This window comes from Burkholderia sp. AU28863 (assembly GCF_002223195.1).
In the GTDB taxonomy this organism is placed as follows: Bacteria; Pseudomonadota; Gammaproteobacteria; order Burkholderiales; family Burkholderiaceae; genus Burkholderia; species Burkholderia sola.
This window is the reverse complement of record NZ_NKFE01000004.1, coordinates 595,155-619,903: the sequence shown is the minus strand read 5'-3', so window position 1 is coordinate 619,903 and position 24,749 is coordinate 595,155. Positions and strand designations below refer to the sequence as shown.

General features: G+C 67.3%; 23 protein-coding genes. 7 read left to right on the top strand and 16 right to left on the bottom strand.

What is annotated here, in order from left to right; genetic code table 11:
* Nucleotides 1-43: 43 nt before the first annotated feature.
* From ispE to CFB81_RS14425, 3 genes are read right to left on the bottom strand one after another with little or no spacing between them, the layout of a single operon-like run.
* On the bottom strand, nt 44-925 hold the full coding sequence (ispE, locus tag CFB81_RS14435) for a 4-(cytidine 5'-diphospho)-2-C-methyl-D-erythritol kinase (protein ID WP_089435654.1): 882 nt from the start codon (nt 923-925) through the stop codon (nt 44-46).
* A gap of 27 nt (nt 926-952) precedes the next feature.
* Entirely contained in the window at nt 953-1,573 is a 621-nt protein-coding gene (lolB, locus tag CFB81_RS14430) for a lipoprotein insertase outer membrane protein LolB (RefSeq protein ID WP_069620279.1), read from the bottom strand.
* Nucleotides 1,573-3,396 carry a tetratricopeptide repeat protein gene (locus CFB81_RS14425; protein ID WP_089435653.1) on the bottom strand — a complete coding sequence of 608 codons (1,824 nt, stop codon included), beginning with the start codon at nt 3,394-3,396 and terminating at the stop codon, nt 1,573-1,575. The genes lolB and CFB81_RS14425 overlap by 1 nt, the downstream gene beginning before the upstream one ends.
* Nucleotides 3,397-3,642: 246 nt before the next feature.
* Here CFB81_RS14425 and mutM point away from each other — a divergent pair, with 246 nt between their 5' ends.
* Nucleotides 3,643-4,470, top strand: a complete 828-nt coding sequence (gene mutM, locus CFB81_RS14420) for a bifunctional DNA-formamidopyrimidine glycosylase/DNA-(apurinic or apyrimidinic site) lyase (RefSeq protein ID WP_050014869.1) — start codon at nt 3,643-3,645, stop codon at nt 4,468-4,470.
* A 24-nt stretch (nt 4,471-4,494) separates the two neighbouring features.
* Nucleotides 4,495-5,601, top strand: a complete 1,107-nt coding sequence (gene mutY, locus CFB81_RS14415) for an A/G-specific adenine glycosylase (RefSeq protein ID WP_050014871.1) — start codon at nt 4,495-4,497, stop codon at nt 5,599-5,601.
* A gap of 85 nt (nt 5,602-5,686) precedes the next feature.
* Here mutY and CFB81_RS14410 read toward each other — a convergent pair whose 3' ends face one another.
* The 11 genes from CFB81_RS14410 to kdsD form a co-directional block, all read right to left on the bottom strand.
* Nucleotides 5,687-6,322, bottom strand: a complete 636-nt coding sequence (locus CFB81_RS14410; protein ID WP_059575655.1) for an LON peptidase substrate-binding domain-containing protein — start codon at nt 6,320-6,322, stop codon at nt 5,687-5,689.
* A gap of 26 nt (nt 6,323-6,348) precedes the next feature.
* Entirely contained in the window at nt 6,349-7,257 is a 909-nt protein-coding gene (gene rapZ / locus CFB81_RS14405) for an RNase adapter RapZ (protein WP_069620282.1), read from the bottom strand.
* A 74-nt stretch (nt 7,258-7,331) separates the two neighbouring features.
* Nucleotides 7,332-8,300 (bottom strand): HPr(Ser) kinase/phosphatase, encoded by a 969-nt coding sequence (gene hprK / locus CFB81_RS14400; protein WP_006483133.1) that lies wholly within the window; start codon nt 8,298-8,300, stop codon nt 7,332-7,334.
* A gap of 129 nt (nt 8,301-8,429) precedes the next feature.
* Nucleotides 8,430-8,942, bottom strand: a complete 513-nt coding sequence (locus CFB81_RS14395; RefSeq protein WP_069620283.1) for a PTS sugar transporter subunit IIA — start codon at nt 8,940-8,942, stop codon at nt 8,430-8,432.
* 194 nt (nt 8,943-9,136) lie between these two features.
* Nucleotides 9,137-9,496 (bottom strand): ribosome hibernation-promoting factor, HPF/YfiA family, encoded by a 360-nt coding sequence (gene hpf, locus CFB81_RS14390; protein WP_006477786.1) that lies wholly within the window; start codon nt 9,494-9,496, stop codon nt 9,137-9,139.
* Nucleotides 9,497-9,655: 159 nt separating this feature from the next.
* Entirely contained in the window at nt 9,656-11,161 is a 1,506-nt protein-coding gene (locus CFB81_RS14385; RefSeq protein ID WP_069620284.1) for an RNA polymerase factor sigma-54, read from the bottom strand.
* 172 nt (nt 11,162-11,333) lie between these two features.
* A complete protein-coding gene (gene lptB, locus CFB81_RS14380; protein ID WP_069620285.1) occupies nt 11,334-12,110 on the bottom strand; it encodes an LPS export ABC transporter ATP-binding protein in 777 nt (258 codons plus the stop codon).
* On the bottom strand, nt 12,107-12,772 hold the full coding sequence (gene lptA, locus CFB81_RS14375) for a lipopolysaccharide transport periplasmic protein LptA (RefSeq protein WP_050014883.1): 666 nt from the start codon (nt 12,770-12,772) through the stop codon (nt 12,107-12,109). The genes lptB and lptA overlap by 4 nt, the downstream gene beginning before the upstream one ends.
* A gap of 20 nt (nt 12,773-12,792) precedes the next feature.
* Nucleotides 12,793-13,407, bottom strand: a complete 615-nt coding sequence (lptC, locus tag CFB81_RS14370; protein WP_012329238.1) for an LPS export ABC transporter periplasmic protein LptC — start codon at nt 13,405-13,407, stop codon at nt 12,793-12,795.
* Between the two features lie 3 nt (nt 13,408-13,410).
* A complete protein-coding gene (locus CFB81_RS14365; RefSeq protein ID WP_069620286.1) occupies nt 13,411-13,947 on the bottom strand; it encodes an HAD family hydrolase in 537 nt (178 codons plus the stop codon).
* A complete protein-coding gene (kdsD, locus tag CFB81_RS14360) occupies nt 13,947-14,930 on the bottom strand; it encodes an arabinose 5-phosphate isomerase KdsD (RefSeq protein ID WP_050014887.1) in 984 nt (327 codons plus the stop codon). The genes CFB81_RS14365 and kdsD overlap by 1 nt, the downstream gene beginning before the upstream one ends.
* Nucleotides 14,931-15,055: 125 nt before the next feature.
* Between kdsD and CFB81_RS14355 the strand changes: the two genes are divergently transcribed.
* From CFB81_RS14355 to purU, 5 genes are all read left to right on the top strand, one after another.
* A complete protein-coding gene (locus CFB81_RS14355) occupies nt 15,056-17,062 on the top strand; it encodes a monovalent cation:proton antiporter family protein (RefSeq protein ID WP_069620287.1) in 2,007 nt (668 codons plus the stop codon).
* A 77-nt stretch (nt 17,063-17,139) separates the two neighbouring features.
* A complete protein-coding gene (locus tag CFB81_RS14350; protein ID WP_069620288.1) occupies nt 17,140-17,706 on the top strand; it encodes an adenine phosphoribosyltransferase in 567 nt (188 codons plus the stop codon).
* A gap of 75 nt (nt 17,707-17,781) precedes the next feature.
* Nucleotides 17,782-18,396: a LysE family translocator gene (locus CFB81_RS14345; protein WP_069620289.1), complete on the top strand. Its 615-nt coding sequence runs from the start codon at nt 17,782-17,784 to the stop codon at nt 18,394-18,396.
* Nucleotides 18,397-18,401: 5 nt separating this feature from the next.
* Nucleotides 18,402-19,268, top strand: a complete 867-nt coding sequence (locus CFB81_RS14340; protein WP_089435652.1) for an NUDIX hydrolase family protein — start codon at nt 18,402-18,404, stop codon at nt 19,266-19,268.
* A gap of 73 nt (nt 19,269-19,341) precedes the next feature.
* Nucleotides 19,342-20,226, top strand: coding sequence for a formyltetrahydrofolate deformylase (gene purU, locus CFB81_RS14335; protein ID WP_069620291.1), 885 nt, complete (start codon nt 19,342-19,344; stop codon nt 20,224-20,226).
* A 91-nt stretch (nt 20,227-20,317) separates the two neighbouring features.
* Here purU and CFB81_RS14330 read toward each other — a convergent pair whose 3' ends face one another.
* A complete protein-coding gene (locus CFB81_RS14330) occupies nt 20,318-21,400 on the bottom strand; it encodes an AI-2E family transporter (protein WP_069620292.1) in 1,083 nt (360 codons plus the stop codon).
* A gap of 240 nt (nt 21,401-21,640) precedes the next feature.
* Nucleotides 21,641-24,526 carry an excinuclease ABC subunit UvrA gene (gene uvrA / locus CFB81_RS14325; protein WP_069620293.1) on the bottom strand — a complete coding sequence of 962 codons (2,886 nt, stop codon included), beginning with the start codon at nt 24,524-24,526 and terminating at the stop codon, nt 21,641-21,643.
* Between the last annotated feature and the right edge of the window lie 223 nt (nt 24,527-24,749).

Genomic DNA, 24,749 nt, shown 5'->3' with positions numbered 1-24,749 from the left:
TAACTTCACCGAACTTGTGTAGGCCGTTCGGCAAAGTAAAACTTCATGACGCGAAAGCGAAGAGCGGATGCTCGTTCAGACTCTCGGCAACTGCGCCGTTCCAACTGGCGGGCAGCTTGGCTTTCGCCGCTTCTGCCTCGTGCCTGCTGTGAAACGCTGCAAACACGCTTGCTCCGGAGCCGGTCATCCTCGCGGGGGTCACATCATACAACCATTTGACCGCCTGCGCAACTTCCGCGTACTTCCTTGTTACAACTTCCTGCATATCGTTCCGGCCGAAGCTATCTGGCCATTCCGCATCGCTGGTTTGCTGTGCAAGAAAGTCAGCAATTGTGACGGGCTTCGTATCTCTTGTCAACAACTCATCTGAAAATATTTCAGCGGTCGGGACATGAACGCGTGGCGTCACAACCAAGAACCAGCGAGTCGGCAATTGTACCTCAGCTAATTCTTCTCCGATACCCTCTGCGAACGCATTTTTTCCAAAAATAAAAAACGGGACGTCGGCGCCGAGTTTGACCGCGAGCGACTGGAGTTCGGCGCGCGGCACATCGAGTTGCCACAGGCGGTTCAGCGCAAGCAGCGTCGTCGCCGCGTCGGAGCTGCCGCCGCCGAGGCCGGCGCCCATCGGCAGGATCTTGTCGATTTCGATGTCGACGCCGTGCGCGGTGCCCGTATGCGCTTTCAGCAGGTTCGCCGCGCGCACGACGAGATCGCTTTCCTCGGGCACGCCGGGCACGTCGGTGACGCGTGCGACGCGGCCGTCGTCGCGCCGCGTGAAATGCAGCGTGTCGCCCCAGTTCAGCAGCTGGAATACGCTCTGCAGATCGTGATAGCCGTTCGAACGACGGCCGGTGATGTGCAGGAACAGGTTGAGTTTCGCGGGCGCCAGGCAGTTGCGCAGCGAGCGGGTCGAATCGGTCATGCGGGTATCGGGGCTAGGCGCGCGTGCTCACTGATCGAGCACGAGCTTGATGTCGAGCGGCGGCGTCGCGCGCACGAGGTTGACGCGTTTGACGCCCGTGGCCGGGGCATCCGCGTAGGCAAGGTAGTCGATCGTCCAGCCGTCCTGGCGCAGCTGCTTGATGCGCGTGCCGTCGGCCGGGTCGCGCACGGTTTCCGCGGGCGTCGCGGGCGCGGCGATCGGCAGCAGCCAGTAGCGCAGGCCCGCGAGCGGCAGTTCGAAGCCGAGCGTTTTCTGCATCAGGTCGCCGACGTCCGGCGCATATTGGATCGGGCGGTTCGGCAATTCGAGCGACGCCGCGCGCGGCGACGATTTCACGACCGCGAGCGTCTGGCCGAGCGGGCTGCGCAGTTCGAGCGACACGTCGTCCCCGTGCTCCTGCCAGTCGAAGTTGCCGTACACGTTCTGCGGGTTGCCGAGACGATCGTCGTACCGCACCGCGAAGCGGCCATGGTACGCATGCGTCGCCGCCGTCTGCAGCGCGGCGCCCGTCGGCGCGTTGGCCGCCGGCGGCGTGCTCGCGCAGCCGGCGAGCGCGAGCGCCGCGCCGGCCGCGGCCAGCGTGCGCCGCGCGCGGGAGGACAGGGAAAACATCGGGGACATCCGCATCAAAGGCCGTTGATCTGCAGGCGCTTGAGCGTCTGCACGAGCGTTTCGTTGTCGGGCTCGAGCTTCTGCGCGGCCCGCAACGCGTTGCGGGCGTCGTCCTGCGCGCCGCTCTTCCACAGCACTTCGCCGAGATGTGCGCCGATTTCCGCGTTCGGCTGCAGTTCGTATGCACGCTGCAGTACCTTCGTCGCGCCGGCCGTGTCGCCCATCCGGTACTTCACCCAGCCGAGGCTGTCCATGATGTACGCGTCGTTCGGCGCGAGCGCCATCGCCTTGTCGATCAGCTTGCTGGCCTCGGGCAGGCGCTGGTTGCGGTCGGCGAGCGAATAGCCGAGCGCGTTGTAGGCCTGCGGGTTGTCGGGCTGCGTACGGATCAGCTCGCGCAACTGCTTTTCCATCGTCGCGTAGTGGCCGGTCTTTTCGGCCGCCATCGCGTAGTCGTAGCGGAGGTCGGGATCGTCCGGGAAGTCCTGGACGGCTTGCCCGAGCCGCGCTTCCGCTTCCGGATAGCGCTTCGCGGTGAACAGGATCGACGCATCGGTGCGCGCGACCACGGCCGCGTCGCGCGGATCGGAGATCGGCAGGTTGTCGAGCACCTTGCGCGCCTCGTCGGTCCTGCCCTGTTTCTGCAGCAGCTGCGCCCGCGTGATCTGCGCGGGCAGGTAGTGCTGGCTCGTCTGGTCGACCTTGTCGAGCCATTGCGACGCCTGCGCGTCGTTGTTCTGGTCGATCGCGATCTGCGCGAGGTAGATGTAGCCCTGGCCGACGTCAAGGTTCGGCTGCTTGTCGCCGAGCTGCACGTACTGCTTCAGGTAGCCGGTCGCCTCGTCGAGTTTCTTCTGCTGGATCTTGATCAGCGCGAGCGCCATCAGCGGCGTCGGATCCTTCGCGTCGAGCTTGCGCATCGTCTCGAACTGCTTCTGCGCGTCGTCGAGGCGATCGTCGGCGAGATAGAGCTGCGACAGCGCAAGCCGCGCGTCGCGCGACTTCGGATTCTGCTGAACATACTTCTCGAACGACGCAATGCCCGCCGCGCGTTCCGCCGGGCCCATCTGCGACAGCATCAGCGCCGCCGGCAGGTAGTCGGGGCGGATCTGCAGCGCCTGCTTCAGCGATTGCGCCGCGCCGTCCTTGTCGTCGACCGCGAGTTGCTGCCGCGCGATCGCGAGCTGCGCCTCGGGGCGATTCATGTCGTTCTTCAGCATGTCCTTCAGCACCGCAAGGCCGCCGACACGATCGGGGCCGCGCACGAGCAGCGCCTGCAGCGCGAGGATCGCCGGGCCGCGCGTGTCGCCGGTCGCGCGGGCCAGCTCGCGCGCGAGCATCGGCTGCGCGTCGGCCGGCTTGCCGGCGAGCACCAGCAGCGCGGCGTCGACCTGCGACGCGCGGTTCGAATCCGGTGCGTACTGACGCCACAGGTTCGCGGCGGACAGCGCGTCGGCCGGGCTCTGCGCGCCGAGCGCGATTTCGGTCGCGCGCTGCGCCATGCGCGGATCGCGCGTGTCGCGGGCCAGCGCGAGATAGGTCTGGTACGCCGGCGCCGGCTGGTTGCGCTGGAGCGCGACCTCGGCGGCGAGCACCTGGTAGACGATCTGGCTCGTCAGCGGCACGCCGGGGAGATTCTTCTGCTCGTCCGGCATCACATGCTCGAACGCACCCTGCGGCGCCGCGTCGTCCGATGCCGGATCCTGCGCATGGGCCGGAAAGGCGGTGAGGGTCCAGGCGGCAAACAGCGCGGCGCCGAGTGCACGACGGACCGGGAAGGCGCGCGCGCCGCGCACGGCGGCGGGGCGCTCCTGAAGCAGCTTCGAGGGCAGGGTCATGGAAATCCGTTCGATGTTTCAACCGATTGTAACGCGCTCGCTACAATACACGCACGATCGTGATAGGGTCCGTTTACCTGCGGAACCCCCATGCGAATGCCCGAAATCGCCCGCCTCGCGTGCTGCCAGGCCGGCGATTTCGGGCATTCCCGTGTTTAATTCGGGGCCGCCGCGAAAACGGCCGTTTTCGCGGCGGCGCATGCGCGTTCCCCATGTAAGCAGACCGTAGCCTCAGACCCGCAAAACATGCCAGAGTTGCCAGAAGTCGAAGTCACGCGCCGGGGCATCGAGCCCTTTGTCGCGGGCCGCCGCGTCGAGCGTGTCGACGTCCGTACCGCGATGCTGCGCTGGCCCGTGCCGGCGGGGCTCGCCGAGCAGTTGCGCGCGCGCGAGGTGCTCGCCGTCGAGCGCCGCGGCAAGTACCTGCTGTTCGAAGTCGATGCGGGCTGGTTCATCGTCCATCTCGGGATGACCGGCACGCTGCGCGTGCTGCCCGCGGCCGGCGTGCCGGTCGCCGCGAAGCACGATCACATCGACTGGATCTTCGACGAATTCGTGCTGCGGTTCCGCGATCCGCGCCGCTTCGGCGCCGTGCTGTGGCACCCGCGCGAAGCCGGTGACGTGCACGCGCATCCGCTGCTCGCGAGCCTCGGCGTCGAGCCGTTCTCGCCGGCGTTCACCGGCGCGCTGCTGCATGCGCGCACGCGCGGCCGGACGGTGTCGGTCAAGCAGGCGCTGCTCGCGGGCGACATGGTCGTCGGCGTCGGCAACATCTATGCGTCGGAGAGCCTGTTTCGCGCCGGCATCCGGCCGACGACGGCCGCCGGCAAGGTTTCGCTGCCGCGCTACGAGCGGCTGGCCGACGCGGTGCGCGCGACGCTCGCCGACGCGATCGAGCGCGGCGGCAGCACGTTGCGCGATTTCGTCGGCAGCAACGGCGAAAGCGGCTACTTCCAGCTCGACTGCTTCGTTTACGATCGCGCCGGCCAGCCGTGCCGCGTATGCGGCACATCGATCCGCCAGATCGTGCAGGGCCAGCGGTCGACCTATTTCTGCCCGACGTGCCAGCGTTGAAACCCTTTTCCACGATCAGACAACTTGAAGCCGCCCCGCATCGCCCCCGCTCCGTTCCCCGTCACGCCGCTGCACCGCACGTTCGCCACGCGTCTCGTCGCGTGGCAGCGCGAGCATGGCCGCCACGACCTGCCCTGGCAGAACACCCGCGATCCGTACCGGATCTGGCTGTCGGAAATCATGCTGCAGCAGACGCAGGTGTCGACCGTCATTCCGTATTACACACGTTTTCTCGACCGCTACCCCGACGTCGCCGCGCTCGCGGCCGCGCCGACCGACGACGTGATGGCGCTGTGGGCGGGGCTCGGTTACTACTCGCGCGCGCGCAACCTGCACCGCTGCGCGCAGGTCGTCGTCGCCGAGCACGGCGGCGCGTTTCCGGCGACGCCCGACGCGCTGGCCGAACTGCCCGGCATCGGCCGCTCGACGGCCGCCGCGATCGCGTCGTTTGCATACGGCGCGCGCGCGACGATCCTCGACGGCAACGTGAAGCGCGTGCTCGCACGGGTATTCGGCGTCGAGGGCTTTCCGGGCGAGAAGCGCGTCGAGAACGACATGTGGGCGCTCGCCGAATCGCTGCTGCCCGATGCCGCGAACGCGGCCGACGTGAGCGCGTATACACAGGGACTGATGGATCTGGGCGCGACGCTGTGCGTGCGCGGCAAGCCCGACTGCGCACGCTGCCCGTTCGCGGGCGACTGCGTCGCGCAATCGACCGGCCGCCAGCGCGAACTGCCGGCCGCCCGGCCGAAGAAGGCCGTGCCGACCCGCAAGACCTGGATGCTCGTGCTGCGCGACGGCGACGCGGTGCTGCTCGAGCGACGGCCGCCGACCGGCATCTGGGGCGGCCTCTGGAGCCTGCCGCAAGCAGACGGCGATGCCGCGCTCGCGGATCTCGCGCGTGGCTTCGGCGGCGGCGGCACGGTGCCGCTCGCGCCGCTCACGCATACGTTCACGCATTTCCGGCTCGAGATCGAGCCGCGGCTGAGCGATCTGGCGGACGGCGGCGGCCTGCCGTCGCAGGCGCGGGACGCGGACACCGCATGGGTGCCGCTGAGCCGGCTCGACGCGTACGGCGTGCCGGCGCCCGTGCGCAAGCTGCTCGATGCGCTGAGCGGGCCGCTGCTGTAACGAACGGGGAAGGGCGCGACGCGGGCCGCATTCGGGAAGGCGCGGAGCGTCGCGCGCCGGAACGGCGTTTGGGCGGGCGCGGTAGCTACAGCCAGCCGTGCCGGTCGAGCACGTGGTGCACGGCGTCGATGCGCGCGCCGACGTCTGGAAACTCCATCAGCTTCTGCCGCGCGCGCAGGTCGAGCGGCAGCAGTTCCGCGAGGCGATTCGATACCCAACTCGGATCGTCGAGGCGGAACGGTTCGCCGAACGGCATTTTCTGCGGATCGGATTTCTTCAGCGCGTCGATGATGCGCTCGAGCACCTCGGCGCACGAGCCGAACTGCGCGAGCGCCTGTTCGCCTTCGAGCGGGATGTCGTCGGGCAGCGGCTCCGCGATGCCGACCAGCAGCCCGTTGCCTTCGACGCGATACGACAGCAGCTCGAAACGCTGCGTGCCGACCGCCTGCAGATACAGCATCCCGAATTCGCCGGTATCGCACTCGGTGATGCGCGCCATGCAGCCGATGGTTTCGGGCACCGACACCGCGCCATCCTGCGCGACTTCGGGCCCGCTCTTGAGCAGGCACACGCCGAACGGTGCATCGTCGCGCAGGCAGGCGCGCGACATGTCGAGATAGCGCGCCTCGAACACCTTGAGCGGGAGCAGTCCTCCGGGAAACAGCACCGTGTGCAGCGGAAACAGCGGCAGGTCGATCAGGGTGGTCGATAGGGAGGACATGGCGCGCGGGCGTGGGGGCGGTGTCGCTAGGGTCGGTCGACCTCGGAGACGAGCCGCGACGACGCGTCGACATCCACTGGCGCGTCACGATGCCGCACGATCACGTTCGCGTCGCGCGAGAGGCGCGCGGCGAGCGTTTCCGCGATGAACACCGAGCGATGCTGGCCGCCCGTGCAGCCGATGGCGACGGTCAGGTAGCTGCGGTTGTCGTCGCGGAAGTGCGGCAGCCATTTCATCAGGAACGCATGGATGTCGTCGATCATCTGGTGGACGATCGGCAGTGCGTCGAGAAAGGCGATGACCGGCTGGTCGAGCCCGGTGAGCGGGCGCAGCTCATGGTCGTAGTACGGATTCGGCAGCGCGCGCACGTCGAACATCAGGTCGGCGTCGAGCGGCACGCCGCGCTTGAAGCCGAACGATTCGAACATCACCATCAGGTCGTTGTTCTTCTGCTCGATGAAGCGCTTGACCCAGGTGCGCAGCGCGTTCGCGCGCAGCGTGCTGGTATCGATCTGGTGGCCGAATTCGGCGAGCGGCGCGACGAGCTCGCGCTCGCGCTCGATCGCTTCCTCGAGCGACGACAGCAGGCCGACGTCCGCATCGTGCGACCGCGAGCCGGACAGCGGATGGCGGCGGCGCGTTTCGGAGAAGCGCTGGATCAGCGCCTGGGTGCTCGCGTTGAGGAACAGCACGCGCACGTCGTGCTCGCGGGACAGCTCGCGGATCAGGCCGGGCATTTCATCGAGCGACGCGCTCGAGCGCGCGTCGATCGCGACCGCGAGCCGGCGCTGGCCGTCCTGCGCGAGGTAGCGGGCGAGTTCGGGGAGCACGTGCGGCGGCAGGTTGTCGACGCAGTAATAGCCTGCGTCTTCGAGCGCGTTCAGCGCGACGGACTTGCCTGAGCCGGAGATGCCGGTGATGAGGACGATGCGCATGGGAACAGAGAATCCTGACGTTTCATCATAGCACCGGCTCGACGCGTCGGCGTTGCGCGGCCGGCGCGCGCGGGTTACACCAGTTTGCCGGGGAACTGACTGTCGGGATCCTGCATCGCGAGTCGTTGCCGATCCATGAAATCGCGCAACGTGTCGATTCCGCGCAACTGCAGGATCGTGTTCCGGACGGCCGCCTCGACGAGCACCGCGAGGTTGCGGCCGGCCGCGACCTGGATCGTGACCTTGCTGATCGGCAAGCCGAGCACGTCGACGGTCTGGCTTTCGAGCGGCAGGCGCTGGAATTCGCCGTCGGGGCGGCGCACGAGCTGGACGATCAGCTTCAGCTTCATTTTCCGCCGCACCGCGGTTTCGCCGAAGATCGTCTTGATGTCGAGCAGGCCGAGGCCGCGCACTTCGAGCAGGTTCTGCAGCAGCGGCGGGCAGCGCCCTTCGACGAAATCGGGGCCAAGACGGACGAAATCGACCGCGTCGTCGGCGACGAGGCCGTGGCCGCGGCTGATCAGCTCGAGGCCGAGTTCGCTCTTGCCGAGGCCGGAATCACCGGTCAGCAGCACGCCCATGCCGAGGATGTCGAGGAACACGCCGTGCAACGTCGCACGCGGCGCGAGGATGCGCGACATGTAGAGCCGCAGGCTGTCGATCACCGCGGCGGCCGACATCGGCGTCGTGAACAGCGGGGTGGACGAGCGCGTGCAGCGCAGCACCAGTTCGGGCGGCGCCGCGGCGCCGCCGGCGACGACGAGGAACGGCGGTTCGAGTGCGATCAGCTCGGCCATGTGACGCGAGCGGTCTTCGTCGGTCTGGCGCTGGTAGTAGTCGATCTCGGCTTCGCCGAGCACCTGGATCCGGTTCGGGTGGATCAGGTTCAGGTGGCCGACGAGGTCGGCGCTCGACGTTGCGTTGCCGACTGTGTCGGCCGAAAAGCCGCGTTCCCAGCCTTCATGCCCCGTCAGCCAGCTCAGTTTAAGCGTAGCCGCGTTGTCGTCGAAGATGCTCTGGGCGTTGATGCTGGACGTATCCATGACTCTCGTCACTCCAATGGGCCGGTGCGGGCGCGCGGCGACGGACGTCGCCATGCCGGGCCGGCGCCGGGCGGCCCTGGACGGCGGCACGTGCCGCCTCGTACGGGGAAATATTCCGCCCGGAACAACTCAAGGTTGCCACTGAGTGAGCAGGCGATGCAACTCGGCGATATCCGTTTCGTTGTGCAGACGCTCGCGCGCGTCGCGATCGGACAGCAGTTGCGCGATTTCCGACAGGATCTCGAGGTGCTGCTGGGTGGCTTGCTCGGGGACGAGAAGGAAGATCAGGAGGCCGACGGGCTGGCCGTCGGGCGCTTCGAACGGGATCGGATCGGCGAGGCGGACGAACGCGGCGAGCGGGTGCTTGAGGCCCTTGATGCGACCGTGCGGAATCGCGACACCTTCGCCGAGCCCGGTCGAACCGAGGCGCTCGCGCGCGAACAGGTTGTCCGTGACGGTGCTGCGGCCGATGCCGTTCTGATTCTCGAACATCAGCCCGGCTTGTTCGAAGACGCGTTTCTTGCTGGTGACCGAGAGGTCGATGACGACGTTCTCTATGGGCAGGATTTTGGCTAGGCGATTCATGTTGGCAGGCGATTGGGCGGCCTGGGGTCTCCTTGCGGCGGCGGACTGATTTTCCATGTTCGGCGATATCAAGGCATGTGGCATGGCAACCTGCAACACCGCTACCGCATCCAACACCCCCCGGCGATAACCGGAACATTATAGAGCACAGCCGCGTGCGTGGCGCAGCACGGGCGGACCGGTCGCACTCGCGCTTGGCGTGGCAAAAAAAACGCCCGGCGAACCGGGCGGCGTGCGTGTTGCGGTGACGGTTATTGCGGCGGCAGTTCGATCTGGTCGATCGACGGTTGAAGCTTGATCGGATCGTGCGCATGCGTTTGCAGGCGCTCCATGTGCTTGACGACCTGACGATCCAGCTTGTCGATCAACAGATCGATCGCGGCATACAGGTTGCCGTTCGCGCTTTCGACGAAGATGTCCTTGCCCTTCAGGTGCAGGTTGATTTCCGCGCGCTGCTGCTTGTCCTTTTCCTTGTGGTTGTCGACCGAGAGGATCACAGTGCCATCGATCACCTGATCGCTATGCCGTAGCACCCGGTCCAGCTTGGTGATCACGTATTCGCGAATTGCAGGCGTGACTTCGAGATGATGTCCACTGATCTTCAGGTTCATAGTGCTTCTCCAAGCGAGTGACCACCCGGCCGCATCGAGGCGGCGCTCCGGTCGACTTGCCCGTGCCGCGCGAAGGCGGCGTATCGCGGACAGGTCGCCCGGCCTGTTCCCCGTGTGCGCGGTGGTCGGGACACGCCTGCCGCCGGGCAGGCAGCAGGCTTAAAGAGACTTGCGCAGATTCACTGCCGGGATCTTGAGGGCTTCGCGATATTTCGCAACCGTGCGGCGCGCGACCACGAAACCCTGTTCTGCCAGCAGCTCGGCAATGCGGCTGTCCGAAAGTGGCGATTTTGGGTCTTCAGCTCCTATCAGTTGCTTGATGAGGGCTCGGATGGCGGTCGACGAGGCGGCGCCACCGGTGTCGGTCGAGACGTGAGATCCGAAGAAGTACTTAAATTCAAGCGTCCCGAACGGGGTCAGCATGTACTTCCCGGTTGTCACACGGCTGACAGTCGACTCGTGTAGGCCCAGCGTATCAGCTATTTCCCGCAAAACCAAGGGGCGCATGGCAATTTCACCGTGCGCAAAGAAATTCTTCTGACGCTCGACAATAGCCTGCGCGACACGCAGGATCGTGTCGAAACGCTGCTGGATGTTCTTGATCAACCAGCGCGCTTCCTGGAGCTGCTGCTTCAGCGATCCGGCCGACGGATCGCCGCGGCTGTTGCGCAGGATGTTCGCGTACAGGTTGTTGATCCGCAGGCGTGGCACGACCTCCGGATTGAGCTCCGCGAGCCATCCCTGGCCGGCCTTCTTCACGATGATGTCGGGCACGACGTAGTCGGCCTCGGCCTTGCCGTATGCGGCGCCGGGGAACGGCTCCAGCGAGCGGATCAGCGCGTGCGCATCGCGCAGCGCGTCGTCGGTCGCCTTCAGGTGCTTGCGCAACCGTGTGAAGTCGCGTGCCGCGAGCAGTTCGAGATGCTGCGACACGATCTCGAGCGCGAGCGTGCGCGTGGGGGACGGATCGAGGCGCAGCAGCTGCAGCTTCAGGCATTCGGAGGCCGAGCGCGCGCCGACGCCGGCCGGGTCGAAGCTGTGCAGCAGCGCGAGCGCCGCGTTCAGTTCGTCGCAGTCGATTTCCAGTTCGGGCGGCAGGTCGGCGAGCACTTCGTCGAGCGTGGCGGTCAGGTAGCCGTCGTCGTCGAGCGACTCGATCAGGAACATCACGAGCGCGCGATCGCGCGGGCCGGCCTGCGTGACGCGCAATTGCGCGGACAGGTGGTCGCGCAGCGACGTCGCGGCTTCCTGCACCTGCAGCGGCGGCAGGTCGTCGTCGTCGGACGCGCCGCTCGAGCGGCCGTATTCGTCGAGATTCCACTGCGGGCCGTCGTTGCCGTCGCCGGACCCGTAACCGTCGTATTCGTCGGCGCCGGCCGGCTCGTCGCGCTCCGCGCGATCGCTGGACGTGCTGCTGCCGTTCGTCGCGGCCGGCTCGGTGTTCGGTGCGGGCGGCGTCTGCGCGATCAGCGATCCGTCGGCCGCGACGCGCAGCGGGCTCGCGATCCATTCGTCGTCGTTCTCGAGCAGCGGGTTCTGCGCGACGGCCATCGCGACTTCCTGCTGCAATTCGAGCGTCGACAACTGCAGGAGCCGGATCGACTGCTGCAGCTGAGGCGTCAGCGCAAGATGTTGCGACAGGCGGAGTTGAAGGCTGGCTTTCATGGCAAGGAGGGAGTCATACCGGCAGTTTGCCACGACCCAGGCGCATTGAGCCATCCGCGATTACGCGCGGCGCGCCGCCCGGCCGCGGGCAGGGCCGCGGGCGTGGATGCAAAGCGGGGCGCAGCCCCGCGCGGCGATGCCGGGCGGGGTGCAGCCAGCCACGAGGAGGACGTTACATGCGGAAGTGTTCGCCGAGGTACACGCGGCGCACGCTTTCGTTTTCGATGATTTCGCTCGGCGCGCCGGCGGCCAGCACCGACCCGTCGCTGATGATGTACGCGTGGTCGCAGATGCCGAGCGTTTCGCGGACGTTGTGGTCCGTGATCAGCACGCCGATGTTGCGCTGCTTCAGGAACTTGACGATCTTCTGGATCTCGAGCACCGCGATCGGATCGACGCCGGCGAACGGTTCGTCGAGCAGGATGAAGCTCGGGTTGGTCGCAAGCGCGCGCGCGATTTCGACGCGGCGCCGTTCGCCGCCCGACAGCGACAGCGCGGGATTCTCGCGCAGGTGGCCGATCTGCAGCTCGTCGAGCAGCGCTTCGGTGCGCGACGAGATCGCGTCCTTCGACAGTCGCTTGCCGTCCTCGCCGTACTGCAGCTCGAGCACCGCGCGGATGTTTTCCTCGACGGTCAGCTTGCGGAACACGGACGCTTCCTGCGGCAGGTACGACAGGCCGAGCGACGCGCGCTTGTGGATCGGCAGCAGGCCGATCGAGCTGCCGTTCAGCGAGATTTCGCCCGCGTCCGTCGGCACGAGGCCGACGATCATGTAGAACGACGTGGTCTTGCCGGCGCCGTTCGGGCCGAGCAGGCCGACGACTTCGCCGCTCTTCACGTCGAGCGACACGTCCTTGACGACCGTGCGCGAGCCGTAGCGCTTCTTCAGATTGCGGACGACGAGCGAACTCGTGGTGCCGGCCGGCTGGCGGTTCGGAAGCGCGTTCATTGGCCCGGTGCTCCCTGGATCGTGGTCGACGGCGACAGCTTGGCCGGCGCGCCGTTCAGCGGCGCGGGGCCGCCGTTCTTCGGCGACAGCATCGCGCGCACGCGGCCGTTCGGGTTGCCCGGCGCCGCGACGTCCTTGCCGCCCTTCGCGGTGTAGAAGTCGCGCTGGCCGTCGTACGTGATCACGCTGCCGTGCACGGTGTCGGCGACCGTCGACGTGCCCTGCAGTCGGCGCACGGTCGCGGCGGTGGTCAGCGTGGTCAGGTCCTGCTTGCCGTCGTAGTCGATGCGCTCGGCGTCGCCGTCGATGTACTCGTCGAGGCCTTCGCGCTTCTGGCGGAACGTCGCGTGCTTCTTGCCGCTGCCGAACGACGTCGCGTACTGATAGCCTTCCGGGTCCTGGCGCACTTCGACGCGATCGCCCTTGATGATGATCGTGCCTTTCGTGATCACGACGTTGCCGGTCGCGACGGTGACCTGCTTCAGATCGTCGTAGGTCAGGTTGTCGGCCTCGACGTTGATCGGCTTGTTCTGGTCGGCCTTCTCGGCATGGGCGAGCGGCGCCAGCCCGACGAGCGGGAGCGCCACGAGCGTCGCGGCGAGCGCGGCGCGGACGGCGCGCGCAGCGCCGCCGGAAATCAGTCGAGGGAACGGTTCGTTCATGCAGTCACGTGAGGGATGCGTCACTTGGGTTGACCTTTCGAGCCGCCGGACGTGTCCGCCGCGGCAATCGTGCCGCGCACGTTGCCGTAAAGCTCGATGACCCGGGTGACGTTGTTGTACTTCATGCCGTCGGTCGCGTTGACGAGCGACAGGCCGCGCTGAAGTTTAACCGGCTTTTCGGTCTGGATCACATCGTCATTGACGAAGATCCGGAAATGCTGGGAATCGGCCTGCATCTGCGGATCGCCGCCGCCGGCCGCACGCAGGATGCGCGCATCGTCGTACAAATCGACGATCGACACGTCGCCGTTGACGGTGCCGCGCTTCGCGGTGGTCGTCACGACCGGCTTGCCGGGCTGGAACGCGCGCATGGCCGGATCGGTCAGGTCGCTGCCTTCGGTGTCTTCGTAATGAACCAGCTTCGCGGCCGTCAGCCGGTACTGGGTCGTGCCGGTCTGGTCGAGCTCGGTGACCGAGAAGTTGTCCGCGAAATAGTCGGGCGTGTGGCGCTTCGGCTGCGCGACGCCCTCGCCGGGCGGCGGCAGCGTGGCCTGCAGCAGCCACCACGTGACGCCCGCGAGCGCGGCGACCGCGGCGAGCGGCAGCATCTGGGTCCAGCGGAAATGCGTGCTCATCGGTCAGGCTCCGCAGGCGGCGGCGAGCAGCGCGTCGTAGCGGCGCTGCGCGCGCAGGATCGCATCGCAGACCTCGCGCACGGCGCCGTGGCCGCCGCGGGCCTCGGCGACCCAGTGCGCGCGGGCGATCACCTCGGGGTGCGCGTTCGCGGGGGCCGTCGCGAAGCCGCAGCGCAGCATCACCGGCAGGTCGGGCCAGTCGTCGCCCATGTAGCCGCATGCGTCGGCCGTCAGGCCGAGCGACGCGATCAGGTCGGCGAACACGGCGAGCTTGTTCTCGACGCCCTGGAACAGGTGCGCGATCTTCATTTCCTTCGCGCGCGCCGCGACGATCTCCGAGCGGCGGCCCGTGATGATCGCGGTCGCGATGCCGGCTTCGCCGAGCAGCTTCACGCCGTGGCCGTCGAGCGAATTGAACGACTTCATCGCGTCGCCGGCCGCGGTAAACAGCAGGCCGCCGTCGGTCAGCACGCCGTCGACGTCGAAAATCATCAGCTTCACGCGGCTCGCGCGTTCGGCCGCAGTCAGCGCTGCGCTCATCAGATCACCTTCTTCGAAAACAGGTCGTGCATGTTCAGCGCGCCGATCAGCGCGCCGTCGGCATCGACGACCAGCATCTGGTTGATCCGGTGGCGCTCCATCAGTTCCACGGCCTCGACGGCCAGATGATCCGGCGCGATCGTGCGCGGGTTGCGCGTCATGACTTCGGTGATCGGCAGCGTGCGGAAGTCGCCGTCGCGTGCGAGCACGCGGCGCAGGTCGCCGTCCGTGAAGATGCCGGCGACCTTGCCGCCGGCGTCGACCACGGCCGTCATGCCGAGGCGCTTCGCGGTGATCTGGAACAGCGCGTCCGACAGCGTGGCATCGAGCCCGACGGACGGGACGTCGTCGCCCGAGCGCATCACGTCGCGCACGTAGGTGAGCAGGCGGCGGCCGAGCGCGCCGCCCGGGTGCGAGCGTGCGAAGTCTTCCGAGCCGAAGCCGCGCGCGTCGAGCACGGCGACGGCGAGCGCGTCGCCGAGCGCGAGCGCGGCGGTCGTACTCGCGGTGGGCGCGAGGTTCAGCGGGCACGCTTCCTTCGACACCGCGGCGTTCAGGTGCACGTCGGCGAGCGTGCCGAGGCTCGACCCCGCGCGGCCCGTGATCGCGATCAGCTTCGCGCCGATCCGCTTCACGAGCGGCAGGATCGCGACGAGTTCTTCCGATTCGCCGGAATAGGAGATGCCGATGAAGACGTCGTCGGAGGTGACCATCCCGAGGTCGCCGTGGCTGGCCTCGGCAGGGTGGACGAAGAAGGCCGGCGTACCGGTGCTGGCCAGCGTGGCCGCGATCTTGCGGGCGATATGCCCCGATTTGCCGATCCCGGAGACCACGACGCGGCCTCGGCAGCCGAGCAGCAGCGCCACGGCCTCGACGAAGCCGCCGTCGAGCTGGTCGCGCAGCGCGCGCACGGCGTCCGCCTCGATGTCGAGCACGTCGCGGGCGAGCGCGAGCGCCCGATCATCATTGATTTTCGCTATCATGCGCGGAGTATAGCAAAGGCGTTTGTTCGCCGCGCCGCGCCTTCGGACTCGTCCGAGGTCGCCTGTCCACCGCCACCACCCGCGCCCGCCTTGCCGTGGCCCCGACGAACGAGGATGCTTCGCCTGTGATTTCCCCGCTCGAAATGACCCTGCTGCTGCTGCTGGCCTCGGTGGTGGGCGTCGTCGTATTCCGCTCGTTGAACCTGCCGCCGATGCTCGGCTACCTGACCGTCGGCATCCTGGTCGGCCCGCACGCATTCGGCGTCGCCGCGGATCTCGAACGGGCCGAGCACCTCGCGGAATTCGGCGTGGTGTTCCTGATGTTTTCGATCGGCCTCGAATTCTCCTTGGCGAAGCTGAGGGCGATGCAGCGGCTCGTGTTCGGCCTCGGCCTGTTGCAGGTCGTCGCGACCCTCGTGCTCGCGCTCGTGCTCGGCGCGCTGTTCGAGCACTGGGTGCACATCACGTGGCAGGGCAGCATCGCGCTCGGCGGCGCGCTCGCGATGTCGTCGACGGCGATCGTGTCGAAGATGCTCGCCGAGCGGCTCGAGATCGAGACCGAGCACGGCCGCAACATCTTCGGCGTGCTGCTGTTCCAGGATCTGGCGGTCGTGCCGCTGCTGATCGTGATCGCCGCGTTCGGCGCCGAATCGTCGAAGGATCTCGCGCTCACGCTCGGCTTCGCGGCCGTCAAGATCGTGATCGCGCTCGCGCTGCTGCTGGTCATCGGCCAGCGCTTCATGACGCGCTGGCTCAACGTCGTCGCTCGGCGCCGCTCGCAGGAGCTGTTCGTGCTGAACCTGCTGCTCGTCACGCTCGGCGCCGCGTTCATCACCGACCGCTTCGGCCTGTCGCTCGCGCTCGGCGCGTTCATCGCGGGGATGCTCATTTCCGAGACGCCGTTCCGCCATCAGGTGGAGGAGGACATCAAGCCGTTCCGCGACGTGCTGCTCGGCCTGTTCTTCGTGACGACGGGGATGCTGCTCGATCCGCGCGTGATCTGGGAGCATCCGTTGATCGTGCTCGGCTTCTTCGTCGGGCAGATCCTGTTCAAGGCGACGATGATCGCCGGGCTCGCGCGGCTGTTCGGCGCGACGCCGGGCGTCGCGATGCGCACGGGGATCGGCCTCGCGCAGGCCGGCGAATTCGGCTTCGTGCTGCTGAACCTGATCCTCGACCGGCATCTCGTCGATTCGACGCTGCTGCAGGCGATCCTCGCGTCGATGCTGCTGTCGATGCTCGCCGCGCCGTTCCTGATCCAGAACGCGGACCGCATCGTGATGCGGCTATCGTCGACGGAATGGATGCAGCAGTCGCTGCAGATGACGCGGATCGCGACGCAAAGCCTCAAGCAGCGCGGCCACGTGATCATCTGCGGCTACGGCCGCGCGGGCCAGAACCTCGCGCGCATGCTCGAGCAGGAAGGCATTTCGTACGTCGCGCTGGACCTCGACCCTGATCGCGTCAGCGCGGCCGCGACGGCCGGCGAATCGGTCGTGTTCGGCGACGCGGCCCGCCGCGAGTCGCTGCTCGCGGCCGGTATCCACCGGGCGGCAGCCGTCGCGATCACCTACGCGAACACGCCGTCGGCGCTGCGCGTACTGCATCACGTGCACGAGCTGGAGCCGACGCTGCCGGCGATCGTGCGCACCGTCGACGACGCCGATCTCGAGAAGCTGCTCGCGGCCGGCGCGACCGAGGTGATTCCGGAGATCGTCGAGGGCAGCCTGATGCTCGCGTCGCACACGCTGGTGCTGGTGGGCGTGCCGATGCGCAAGGTCGTGCGGCGCGTCGAGGAGATGCGCGACGAGCGCTACAGCCTGCTGCGCGGCTATTTCCGCGGCGCGGACGATGCGGACGACGACGATCACGAGCAGGTGCGGCTACAATCGGTGCCGGTCGACGCGCGTGCGGACGCGGTCGGACGTTCGCTGGAAGAACTCGGGCTGTACGCGCTCGGGCTGGAAGTCACGGCGATCCGCCGGCACGGCATCCGCGGCGTCGAACCCGATCCGCAGACCAAGCTGCGCGCGAGCGACATCGTGGTGCTGCGCGGGCTACCCGAGGCGCTCGCGCTCGCGGAGGAGCGGCTGTCGCGCCATCGACGCGATCCGCCGGCCGCGGCCGCGTGAGCCGCGATTCACAACCTGACCCGTATTGATCAGAAACGGTGCCCGATCTTCGCGCACCGTTTTTTTCGGAGAGTTTCATGCCGCATTCGTCGTCGGGCGCACCGCTCGATCCGGTCGCCTTCATCCACAGCCAGATCCGCACGGTGCCCGACTGGCCGCAGCCGGGCGTGCAGTTCCGCGACATCACGACGCTGCTGCAGAGCCCGAAAGCGCTGCGCATCCTCGTCGACCTGTTCGTCGAACGCTATGTCGACGCGAAGCTCGACTACGTCGCGGGCCTCGACGCGCGCGGCTTCATCATCGCGCCGATCGTCGCGTACGAGCTGAGCGTCGGCTTCGTGCCGATCCGCAAGGTCGGCAAGCTGCCGTACAAGACGCGTTCGGAATCGTACGACCTCGAATACGGCAGCGCGACGGTCGAGATCCACGAAGATGCGTGCCGCCCCGGCGACCGCGTGATCATCATGGACGACCTGATCGCGACCGGCGGCACGATGATGGCGGGGCGCAACCTGCTGCAGCGGCTCGGCGCGGTGGTCGTCGAAGGCGCGGCGATCATCGACCTGCCCGATCTCGGCGGCTCGACGCTGCTGCGCAACGCCGGACTGCCAGTCTATACCGTCACCGAATTCTCCGGCCACTGAACGCCGGTCCGTCGGGGCCGGCCGTCGCGGCTTGCCTTGATTCACGCTTGGTTCACATTCCGCAGCGAGGTCACGATGCCCAACTTCATGCTGTTTCTCGCCACGTCGATCGCGATCACGTTCGCGCCGGGTCCCGACAACCTGCAGGTGCTCGCACGCGGCATCTCGCAGGGCCGCGCGGCCGGCTTCGTCGCCGCGCTCGGCTTCACGGCGGGAATCCTGTTCCACACGACGCTCGCGGCGCTCGGCGTCGCGGCCGTGCTGCGTTCGTCGCCGGTCGCGTTCCAGATCCTGAAGCTCGCGGGCGCCGCGTACCTCGTGTGGATCGGCATCAAGGCGCTGCGCAGCCAGGGGCTCGCGAACGCGCATGCGCGCCCGCCGCAGCCGCTCGCCACGATCTTCCGGCAGAGCGTGATCGGCAACCTGATGAACCCGAAGGTCACGTTGTTCTTCGTCGTGTTCCTGCCGCAGTTCGTCGATCCGCACGGCGCGCAGGGCGTGACGCTGCAGATGTTCGAGCTCGGCGCGCTGTTCATGCTGCAGACGGCCGCGGTCTTCTCGCTGTTCGGCGTCGGCGCGGGCATGATCGGCGCATGGCTGAAGCGCCGCCCGAAGGCCGGCGTGTGGCTCGACCGGATCGCCGGCGCGACGTTCATCGCGATCGGCATCCGTGTCGCGCTGAAGGACTGAGCGCGATGACGTTTCCGTGCATCGCGGCCGCGCGCCGCTTCGATCCGGCCGCGCACCTGCGTTTCGAGATCGCCGGCCAGGCGGTCGGCTGGGTGCGCCGCCAGGACGTCGCGAAGCTCGCGCGCTGGCCCGACGTGTTCGAGCTGACCGCCGAGCGGGTCGTGCTGTCGTCGCGCTACGATTCGGTCGACGCGCGCAGCATGGCGCTGGCCGGCGCGATCGGCGCGCTGGCGGCCGAAGGCGCGATTCCCGGCTGGCGCGACGAGATTTACGCGATCCGCAACCGCTTCGACGATCCGCCGCTCGCGTACATCGAGCGCGCCGCGTCGCGCTTCTTCGGCACGCAGACCTATGCGGTGCACGTGAACGGCATCGTAGAATATGCGGTTACGCCGGGCGAGCCGCCTGCCGCGGCTGCGCCGAAGATGTGGCTCGGCCGTCGCAGCGCGACCAAGGCGACCGACCCCGGCATGCTCGACAACGTCGTCGCCGGCGGGATCGGCTGGGGGCTCGGCGTTTACGAGACGCTCGCGAAGGAATGCTGGGAAGAAGCCGGGATTCCGGCCGACCTGGCGGCGCGCGCGATCGCGGGCCGCACGGTGCAGGTGCTGAACTCACTGCCGGAAGGCACGCAGTCGGAACTGATCTTCGTGTACGACCTGCCGCTGCCGCACGACTTCGCGCCGCGCAACCAGGACGGCGAAGTGGCCGAGCACCTGCTGGCCGGTGTGCCCGAGGTGATCGGCTGGCTGCGCGAAGGCCGCGCGACGATGGATGCGAGCCTCGCGACGCTCGACACGCTGCTGCGCCACCGCTGGATATCGGCGGCCGACGCCGCCGGCATCGACGCGCTGTTCGTGCCGGCCGCATGACGTGCGCCGCGACGCGCACCGAGCGGCGCGAACGGGCAATTTGACGAATATGGAAACAATGGGAGTAGCGGTCATGCCGACCGATCACAGCTTTATCTTGAAACTGTCGTGCCCCGACCGGCACGGCATCGTCCATGCGGTCTCGGGCTTCCTGTTCGAGCGCAGCAACAACATCCTCGATTCCGCGCAGTTCGGCGACAGCCGCACCAGCGAGTTCTTCATGCGCGTGCACTTCGAGCAGGACGGCGGCGGCGAGGATGCCGCGTCGGCGCTCGACACGCTTCGCAAGGAATTTGCGCCGCTCGCCGAACAGTTCTCGATGCGCTGGGAGCTGCACGATGCGGCCGTGAAGCCGCGCGTCGTGATCATGGTGTCGAAGATCGGCCACTGCCTGAACGACCTGCTGTTCCGCTATCGCACCGGCCAGCTGCCGATCGAGATTCCGGCGATCGTGTCGAACCACAAGGAGTTCTACCAGCTCGCGGCGAGCTACAACATTCCGTTCCATCACTTCCCGCTGATCGGCGGTTCGTCCGATGCCGCGAAGGCCGCGCAGGAAGCGCGCGTGCTGGAAGTGATCGACGAGCACCAGGCCGATCTGGTCGTGCTCGCGCGCTACATGCAGATCCTGTCGCCGAACATGTGCGAGCAGCTCGCCGGGCGCGCGATCAACATCCACCATTCGTTCCTGCCGAGCTTCAAGGGCGCGAAGCCTTACTACCAGGCGTTCGACCGCGGCGTGAAGCTGATCGGCGCGACCGCGCACTACGTGACGACCGATCTCGACGAAGGCCCGATCATCGAGCAGGAAGTCGAGCGCGTCGACCACAGCATGACGCCCGACCAGCTGACCGCGATCGGCCGCGACGTCGAATGCGTGACGCTCGCGCGGGCGGTGAAGTGGCACGTCGAGCACCGGATCGTGCTGAACGGGACGAAGACGGTCGTGTTCCGCTGATCCGTCGGCTCCGAAAGGCTGGCTTCGCAAGCGAAAACGCCGCGCCCTTCACGGGGCGCGGCGTTTTTGTTTGCCGTGGCGAGCGCGCGGCTCAGATCAGCCGCAGCAAGTACAGCTCGCGTTTCAGGTACGCATAGAAGATCGGCGCGGCGATCACGCCCGGCAGCCCGAACGCGGCCTCCATGATCAGCATCGCGAGCAGCAGTTCCCAGGCCCGCGACTCGATCTGGCCGCCGATGATCTTCGCGTTCAGGAAGTATTCGAGCTTGTGGATGACCACGAGGAACGCGAGCGACGCGATCGCGGTGCCCATGCTGACCGACAGCGACACCGCGACGATCAGCGTGTTCGAGATCAGGTTGCCGATCACGGGCAGCAGGCCGACGATGAACGTGACGAGCACGAGCGTTTTCGACAGCGGCAGCCGCTGATGGAAGATCGGCAGCGCGACGAGCAGGTAGATGCCGGTGAATGCCGCGTTGATCGCCGAGATCTTGATCTGCGCGAACACGATGCGGCGGAACGCGTCGGCGAAGCGCGACACGCGCGTGACGAGCGCGGTCGACAGCGGCCGGCGCACCTTGCCCTGCTCGACGCCGATCGCGATCATCGCGCCGATGATCATCCCGAACAGCACGTGGCCGAAGCCGCGCGCGACGCTCTTGCCGCTTTGCTGGAGCTGGTCCATGTGCGAGTGCATCAGCACGGCCGCCTTCGTCTTCATCTGTTCGACGTCGACGGGCAGCAGATTGGCGATCCAGGCCGGCGTGCGTGCGCGGGTCTGCTCGACGATCTGCATCAGCTGGCCGAGCAGGCTCTGCAGGTTCGGCACCGTGTGCTCGAAATGCTCGATGACGGCGAGCGTCAGGCCGGTGAGCGCGCCGACGATCGCGATCGACAACAGCACGACGGCGACCCAGCGCGCGCGCATGCTGGTGGTATGGCGTTCGATCGCGGGGGCGATCGTGTGGATCAGCTGATAGACGAGCAGGCCGGCCAGCATCCCGCCGAGCAGCTTGAGCTCGAGGACGAGCCACATCATGACGAGCGCGAAGAGATAGCTGCCGATCTCGAGCGCCGACAGCTTCGGCAGGCTCAAGTCGCTCGTCAGCCGCACGCTGCGCAGGTGCGGTTCGCGGTTCTGCGTGTCGCGCGACTCTTGTTGCTTCTCCATCGTCGATTCCTGTTGTCCCTGTGTCGTGCCGCGGAGCACGCGGCAGAACGCGGGTCGCCCGGCGCCGCACCGGATTGGTGCGGATGGCGAACCTTACGGCCGTAAAGTATAGCTGCCATTATGGTCCGCAAACGGGCCGTTTGGCGCGTGGTGTAAACGCAGAAGGGAAAACGAGGGGGCGCGGCCGTCCGCGACGGGCGCGCGACCGGGCGGCCGCGCGCGGGAAGGGCGGAGCCGGCGTCAGCCGGTCGCGACTTTGCGGGTCGGACGCTTCAGCAGCGGCGCGAGGTACTTGCCGGTGAAGCTCGCCTTGGTCTTCGCGACCTGCTCGGGCGTGCCCTGCGCGATGATCTGGCCGCCGCCGGCGCCGCCTTCGGGGCCGAGGTCGATCACCCAGTCGGCGGTCTTGATCACGTCGAGGTTGTGCTCGATGATCACGACCGTGTTGCCCTGGTCGCGCAGCCGGTGGATCACTTCGAGCAGCAGCGCGATGTCGTGGAAGTGCAGGCCGGTGGTCGGCTCGTCGAGGATGTACAGCGTGCGGCCGGTGTCGCGCTTGGACAGCTCCAGCGACAGCTTCACGCGCTGCGCCTCGCCGCCCGACAGCGTCGTGGCCGACTGGCCGAGGCGGATGTAGCCGAGGCCGACGTCGAGCAGCGTCTTCAGCTTGCGCGCGATCACCGGCACCGCGCTGAAGAACTCGTACGCGTGCTCGACCGTCATGTCGAGCACTTCGCTGATGTTCTTGCCCTTGTACTGCACTTCGAGCGTTTCGCGGTTGTAGCGCTTGCCGTGGCACACGTCGCACGGCACGTACACGTCCGGCAGGAAGTGCATCTCGACCTTCAGCACGCCGTCGCCCTGGCACGATTCGCAGCGGCCGCCCTTCACGTTGAACGAGAAGCGGCCCGGATCGTAGCCGCGCTCCTTCGACGTCGGGACGCCCGAGAACAGCTCGCGGATCGGCGTGAACAGGCCCGTGTACGTGGCCGGGTTCGAACGCGGCGTGCGGCCGATCGGCGACTGGTCGACGTTGATCACCTTGTCGAAGTGCTCGAGACCCTCGATCGCCTCGTGCGGCGCCGGCTCGGCCGACGAGCCGTACAGGTGGCGCGCGACCGCGTGATACAGCGTGTCGTTGATCAGCGTCGACTTGCCGGAGCCCGACACGCCGGTGATGCAGGTCAAGAGCCCGACCGGCAGCTCGAGATCGACGTGCTTCAGGTTGTTGCCGTGCGCGTCGACGATGCGCAGCATCCGCTCCGGATCGGGCGACATGCGCTCGTCCGGATACTCGATCACGCGCTTGCCGACGAGGTACTGGCCGGTCAGCGACTGCGGATTCGACTGCACCTGCTTCGGCGTGCCTTCGGCCACCACGACGCCGCCGTGCTCGCCCGCGCCGGGGCCCATGTCGACGACGTAGTCGGCCGTGCGGATCATGTCTTCGTCGTGCTCGACGACGATCACCGAGTTGCCGAGATCGCGCAGGTGCTTGAGCGTCGCGATCAGGCGGTCGTTGTCGCGCTGGTGCAGGCCGATCGACGGCTCGTCGAGCACGTACATCACGCCCGTGAGCCCCGAGCCGATCTGCGACGCGAGCCGGATCCGCTGCGCTTCGCCGCCCGACAACGTCTCGGCGCTGCGCTCGAGCGACAGGTAGTCGAGGCCGACGTTGTTCAGGAACGTCAGGCGCGCGACGATTTCCTTGATCACCTTGTCGGCGATCTCGCGCTTCGCGCCGTCGAGCGTCAGCCCGTCGAAATAGCCGAGCGCGTCGCGCAGCGGCCAGCCGCTGATTTCATAGATGCCGCGCGCATGGTCGCCGGTGCCGATCCGCACGTGGCGCGCCTCGCGGCGCAGGCGCGTGCCATCGCACGACGGGCACGGCTGGTTGTTCTGGTACTTCGACAGCTCTTCGCGCACCGCGACCGAATCGGTTTCGCGATAGCGGCGTTCGAGGTTCGGGATGATCCCTTCGAACACGTGCTCGCGGATCGTCGTGCGGCCGCGCTCGTTGATGTACGAGAACGGGATCGTCTGCTTGCCCGAACCGAACAGCAGCACCTTGCGGATCTTTTCGGGCAGATCCTCGAATGCGGCGTCGATGTCGAATTCGTAGAACGCCGCGAGGCTCTGCAGCATCTGGAAGTAGAACTGGTTGCGGCGGTCCCAGCCCTTCACCGCGCCGGCGGCCAGCGACAGCGACGGGTGCGCGACGACCCGCTTCGGGTCGAAGAACGTGATCTGGCCGAGGCCGTCGCATTCCGGGCACGCGCCCATCGGGTTGTTGAACGAGAACAGGCGCGGTTCGAGCTCCTGCAGCGAGTACGAGCAGATCGGGCACGCGAACTTCGAGCTGAACAGGTGTTCGCGATCGGTATCCATCTCGAGCGCGACCGCGCGGCCGTCGGCGAGGCGCAGCGCCGTCTCGAAAGATTCGGCGAGCCGCTGCTTCATGTCCGGACGCACCTTCAGGCGATCGACGACGACGTCGATCGTGTGCTTGTCGTTCTTCTTCAGCTTCGGCAGCGACTCGACCTCGTAGATCTTCGCGACGCCTTCGTTCGCGGCGCCGCCGCCCGAGCGCACGCGAAAACGCACGAAGCCCTGCGCCTGCATCTCCTCGAACAGCTCGGCGTGCTCGCCCTTGCGGTTCGCGACGACGGGCGCGAGGATCATCAGCTTGGTTTCCTCGGGCAGCGCGAGCGCCGCGTCGACCATCTGCGACACGCTCTGCGCCTCGAGCGGGATATCGTGGTCGGGACAGTATGGCGTGCCGACACGTGCGTACAAAAGTCGCAGGTAGTCGTGGATTTCCGTGACCGTGCCGACGGTCGAACGCGGGTTGTGGGACGTCGCCTTCTGCTCGATCGAGATCGCCGGCGACAGCCCCTCGATCAGGTCGACGTCGGGCTTCTCCATCAGCTGCAGGAACTGGCGGGCGTACGCGGACAGGCTTTCCACGTAGCGGCGCTGGCCCTCGGCATAAAGGGTGTCGAACGCGAGCGACGACTTGCCCGACCCGGACAACCCGGTAATCACGACCAGCTTGTGGCGCGGCAGGTCGAGATTGACGTTTTTCAGGTTGTGGGTGCGTGCCCCACGGATACGGATCTGTTCCATGAACCTGGCGAAAATGGAGGGAACCAAACCTGCTACTATAACGGCTTTTCGAGACCGTCGTTTACGGCCCCCAGCCTTTACAGCAGGTGGCAGCAAGGCGACACCTGCGCCGGGAAAAGCGGTCGCGCCGCACGTTCCGCGCGGCCCGCAGGCCGCCTGCATCCGGCCCCGACGTGTCGTCCGAAAGGCCGCCTGGCCGCCGGTCCTGATCTTCCGCCGCCCG

Excerpts from the sequence above, each read along its gene's own strand:
- ispE (WP_089435654.1), bottom strand. The coding sequence starts at position 925 with ATGACCGATTCGACCCGCTCGCTGCGCAACTGCCTGGCGCCCGCGAAA.
- lolB (WP_069620279.1), bottom strand. The coding sequence starts at position 1,573 with ATGCGGATGTCCCCGATGTTTTCCCTGTCCTCCCGCGCGCGGCGCACG.
- CFB81_RS14425 (WP_089435653.1), bottom strand. The coding sequence starts at position 3,396 with ATGACCCTGCCCTCGAAGCTGCTTCAGGAGCGCCCCGCCGCCGTGCGC.
- mutM (WP_050014869.1), top strand. The coding sequence starts at position 3,643 with ATGCCAGAGTTGCCAGAAGTCGAAGTCACGCGCCGGGGCATCGAGCCC.
- CFB81_RS14410 (WP_059575655.1), bottom strand. The coding sequence starts at position 6,322 with ATGTCCTCCCTATCGACCACCCTGATCGACCTGCCGCTGTTTCCGCTG.
- rapZ (WP_069620282.1), bottom strand. The coding sequence starts at position 7,257 with ATGCGCATCGTCCTCATCACCGGCATCTCCGGCTCAGGCAAGTCCGTC.
- hprK (WP_006483133.1), bottom strand. The coding sequence starts at position 8,300 with ATGGATACGTCCAGCATCAACGCCCAGAGCATCTTCGACGACAACGCG.
- CFB81_RS14395 (WP_069620283.1), bottom strand. The coding sequence starts at position 8,942 with ATGGAAAATCAGTCCGCCGCCGCAAGGAGACCCCAGGCCGCCCAATCG.
- hpf (WP_006477786.1), bottom strand. The coding sequence starts at position 9,496 with ATGAACCTGAAGATCAGTGGACATCATCTCGAAGTCACGCCTGCAATT.
- CFB81_RS14385 (WP_069620284.1), bottom strand. The coding sequence starts at position 11,161 with ATGAAAGCCAGCCTTCAACTCCGCCTGTCGCAACATCTTGCGCTGACG.
- lptB (WP_069620285.1), bottom strand. The coding sequence starts at position 12,110 with ATGAACGCGCTTCCGAACCGCCAGCCGGCCGGCACCACGAGTTCGCTC.
- lptA (WP_050014883.1), bottom strand. The coding sequence starts at position 12,772 with ATGAACGAACCGTTCCCTCGACTGATTTCCGGCGGCGCTGCGCGCGCC.
- lptC (WP_012329238.1), bottom strand. The coding sequence starts at position 13,407 with ATGAGCACGCATTTCCGCTGGACCCAGATGCTGCCGCTCGCCGCGGTC.
- CFB81_RS14365 (WP_069620286.1), bottom strand. The coding sequence starts at position 13,947 with ATGAGCGCAGCGCTGACTGCGGCCGAACGCGCGAGCCGCGTGAAGCTG.
- kdsD (WP_050014887.1), bottom strand. The coding sequence starts at position 14,930 with ATGATAGCGAAAATCAATGATGATCGGGCGCTCGCGCTCGCCCGCGAC.
- CFB81_RS14350 (WP_069620288.1), top strand. The coding sequence starts at position 17,140 with ATGCCGCATTCGTCGTCGGGCGCACCGCTCGATCCGGTCGCCTTCATC.
- CFB81_RS14345 (WP_069620289.1), top strand. The coding sequence starts at position 17,782 with ATGCCCAACTTCATGCTGTTTCTCGCCACGTCGATCGCGATCACGTTC.
- CFB81_RS14340 (WP_089435652.1), top strand. The coding sequence starts at position 18,402 with ATGACGTTTCCGTGCATCGCGGCCGCGCGCCGCTTCGATCCGGCCGCG.
- purU (WP_069620291.1), top strand. The coding sequence starts at position 19,342 with ATGCCGACCGATCACAGCTTTATCTTGAAACTGTCGTGCCCCGACCGG.
- CFB81_RS14330 (WP_069620292.1), bottom strand. The coding sequence starts at position 21,400 with ATGGAGAAGCAACAAGAGTCGCGCGACACGCAGAACCGCGAACCGCAC.
- uvrA (WP_069620293.1), bottom strand. The coding sequence starts at position 24,526 with ATGGAACAGATCCGTATCCGTGGGGCACGCACCCACAACCTGAAAAAC.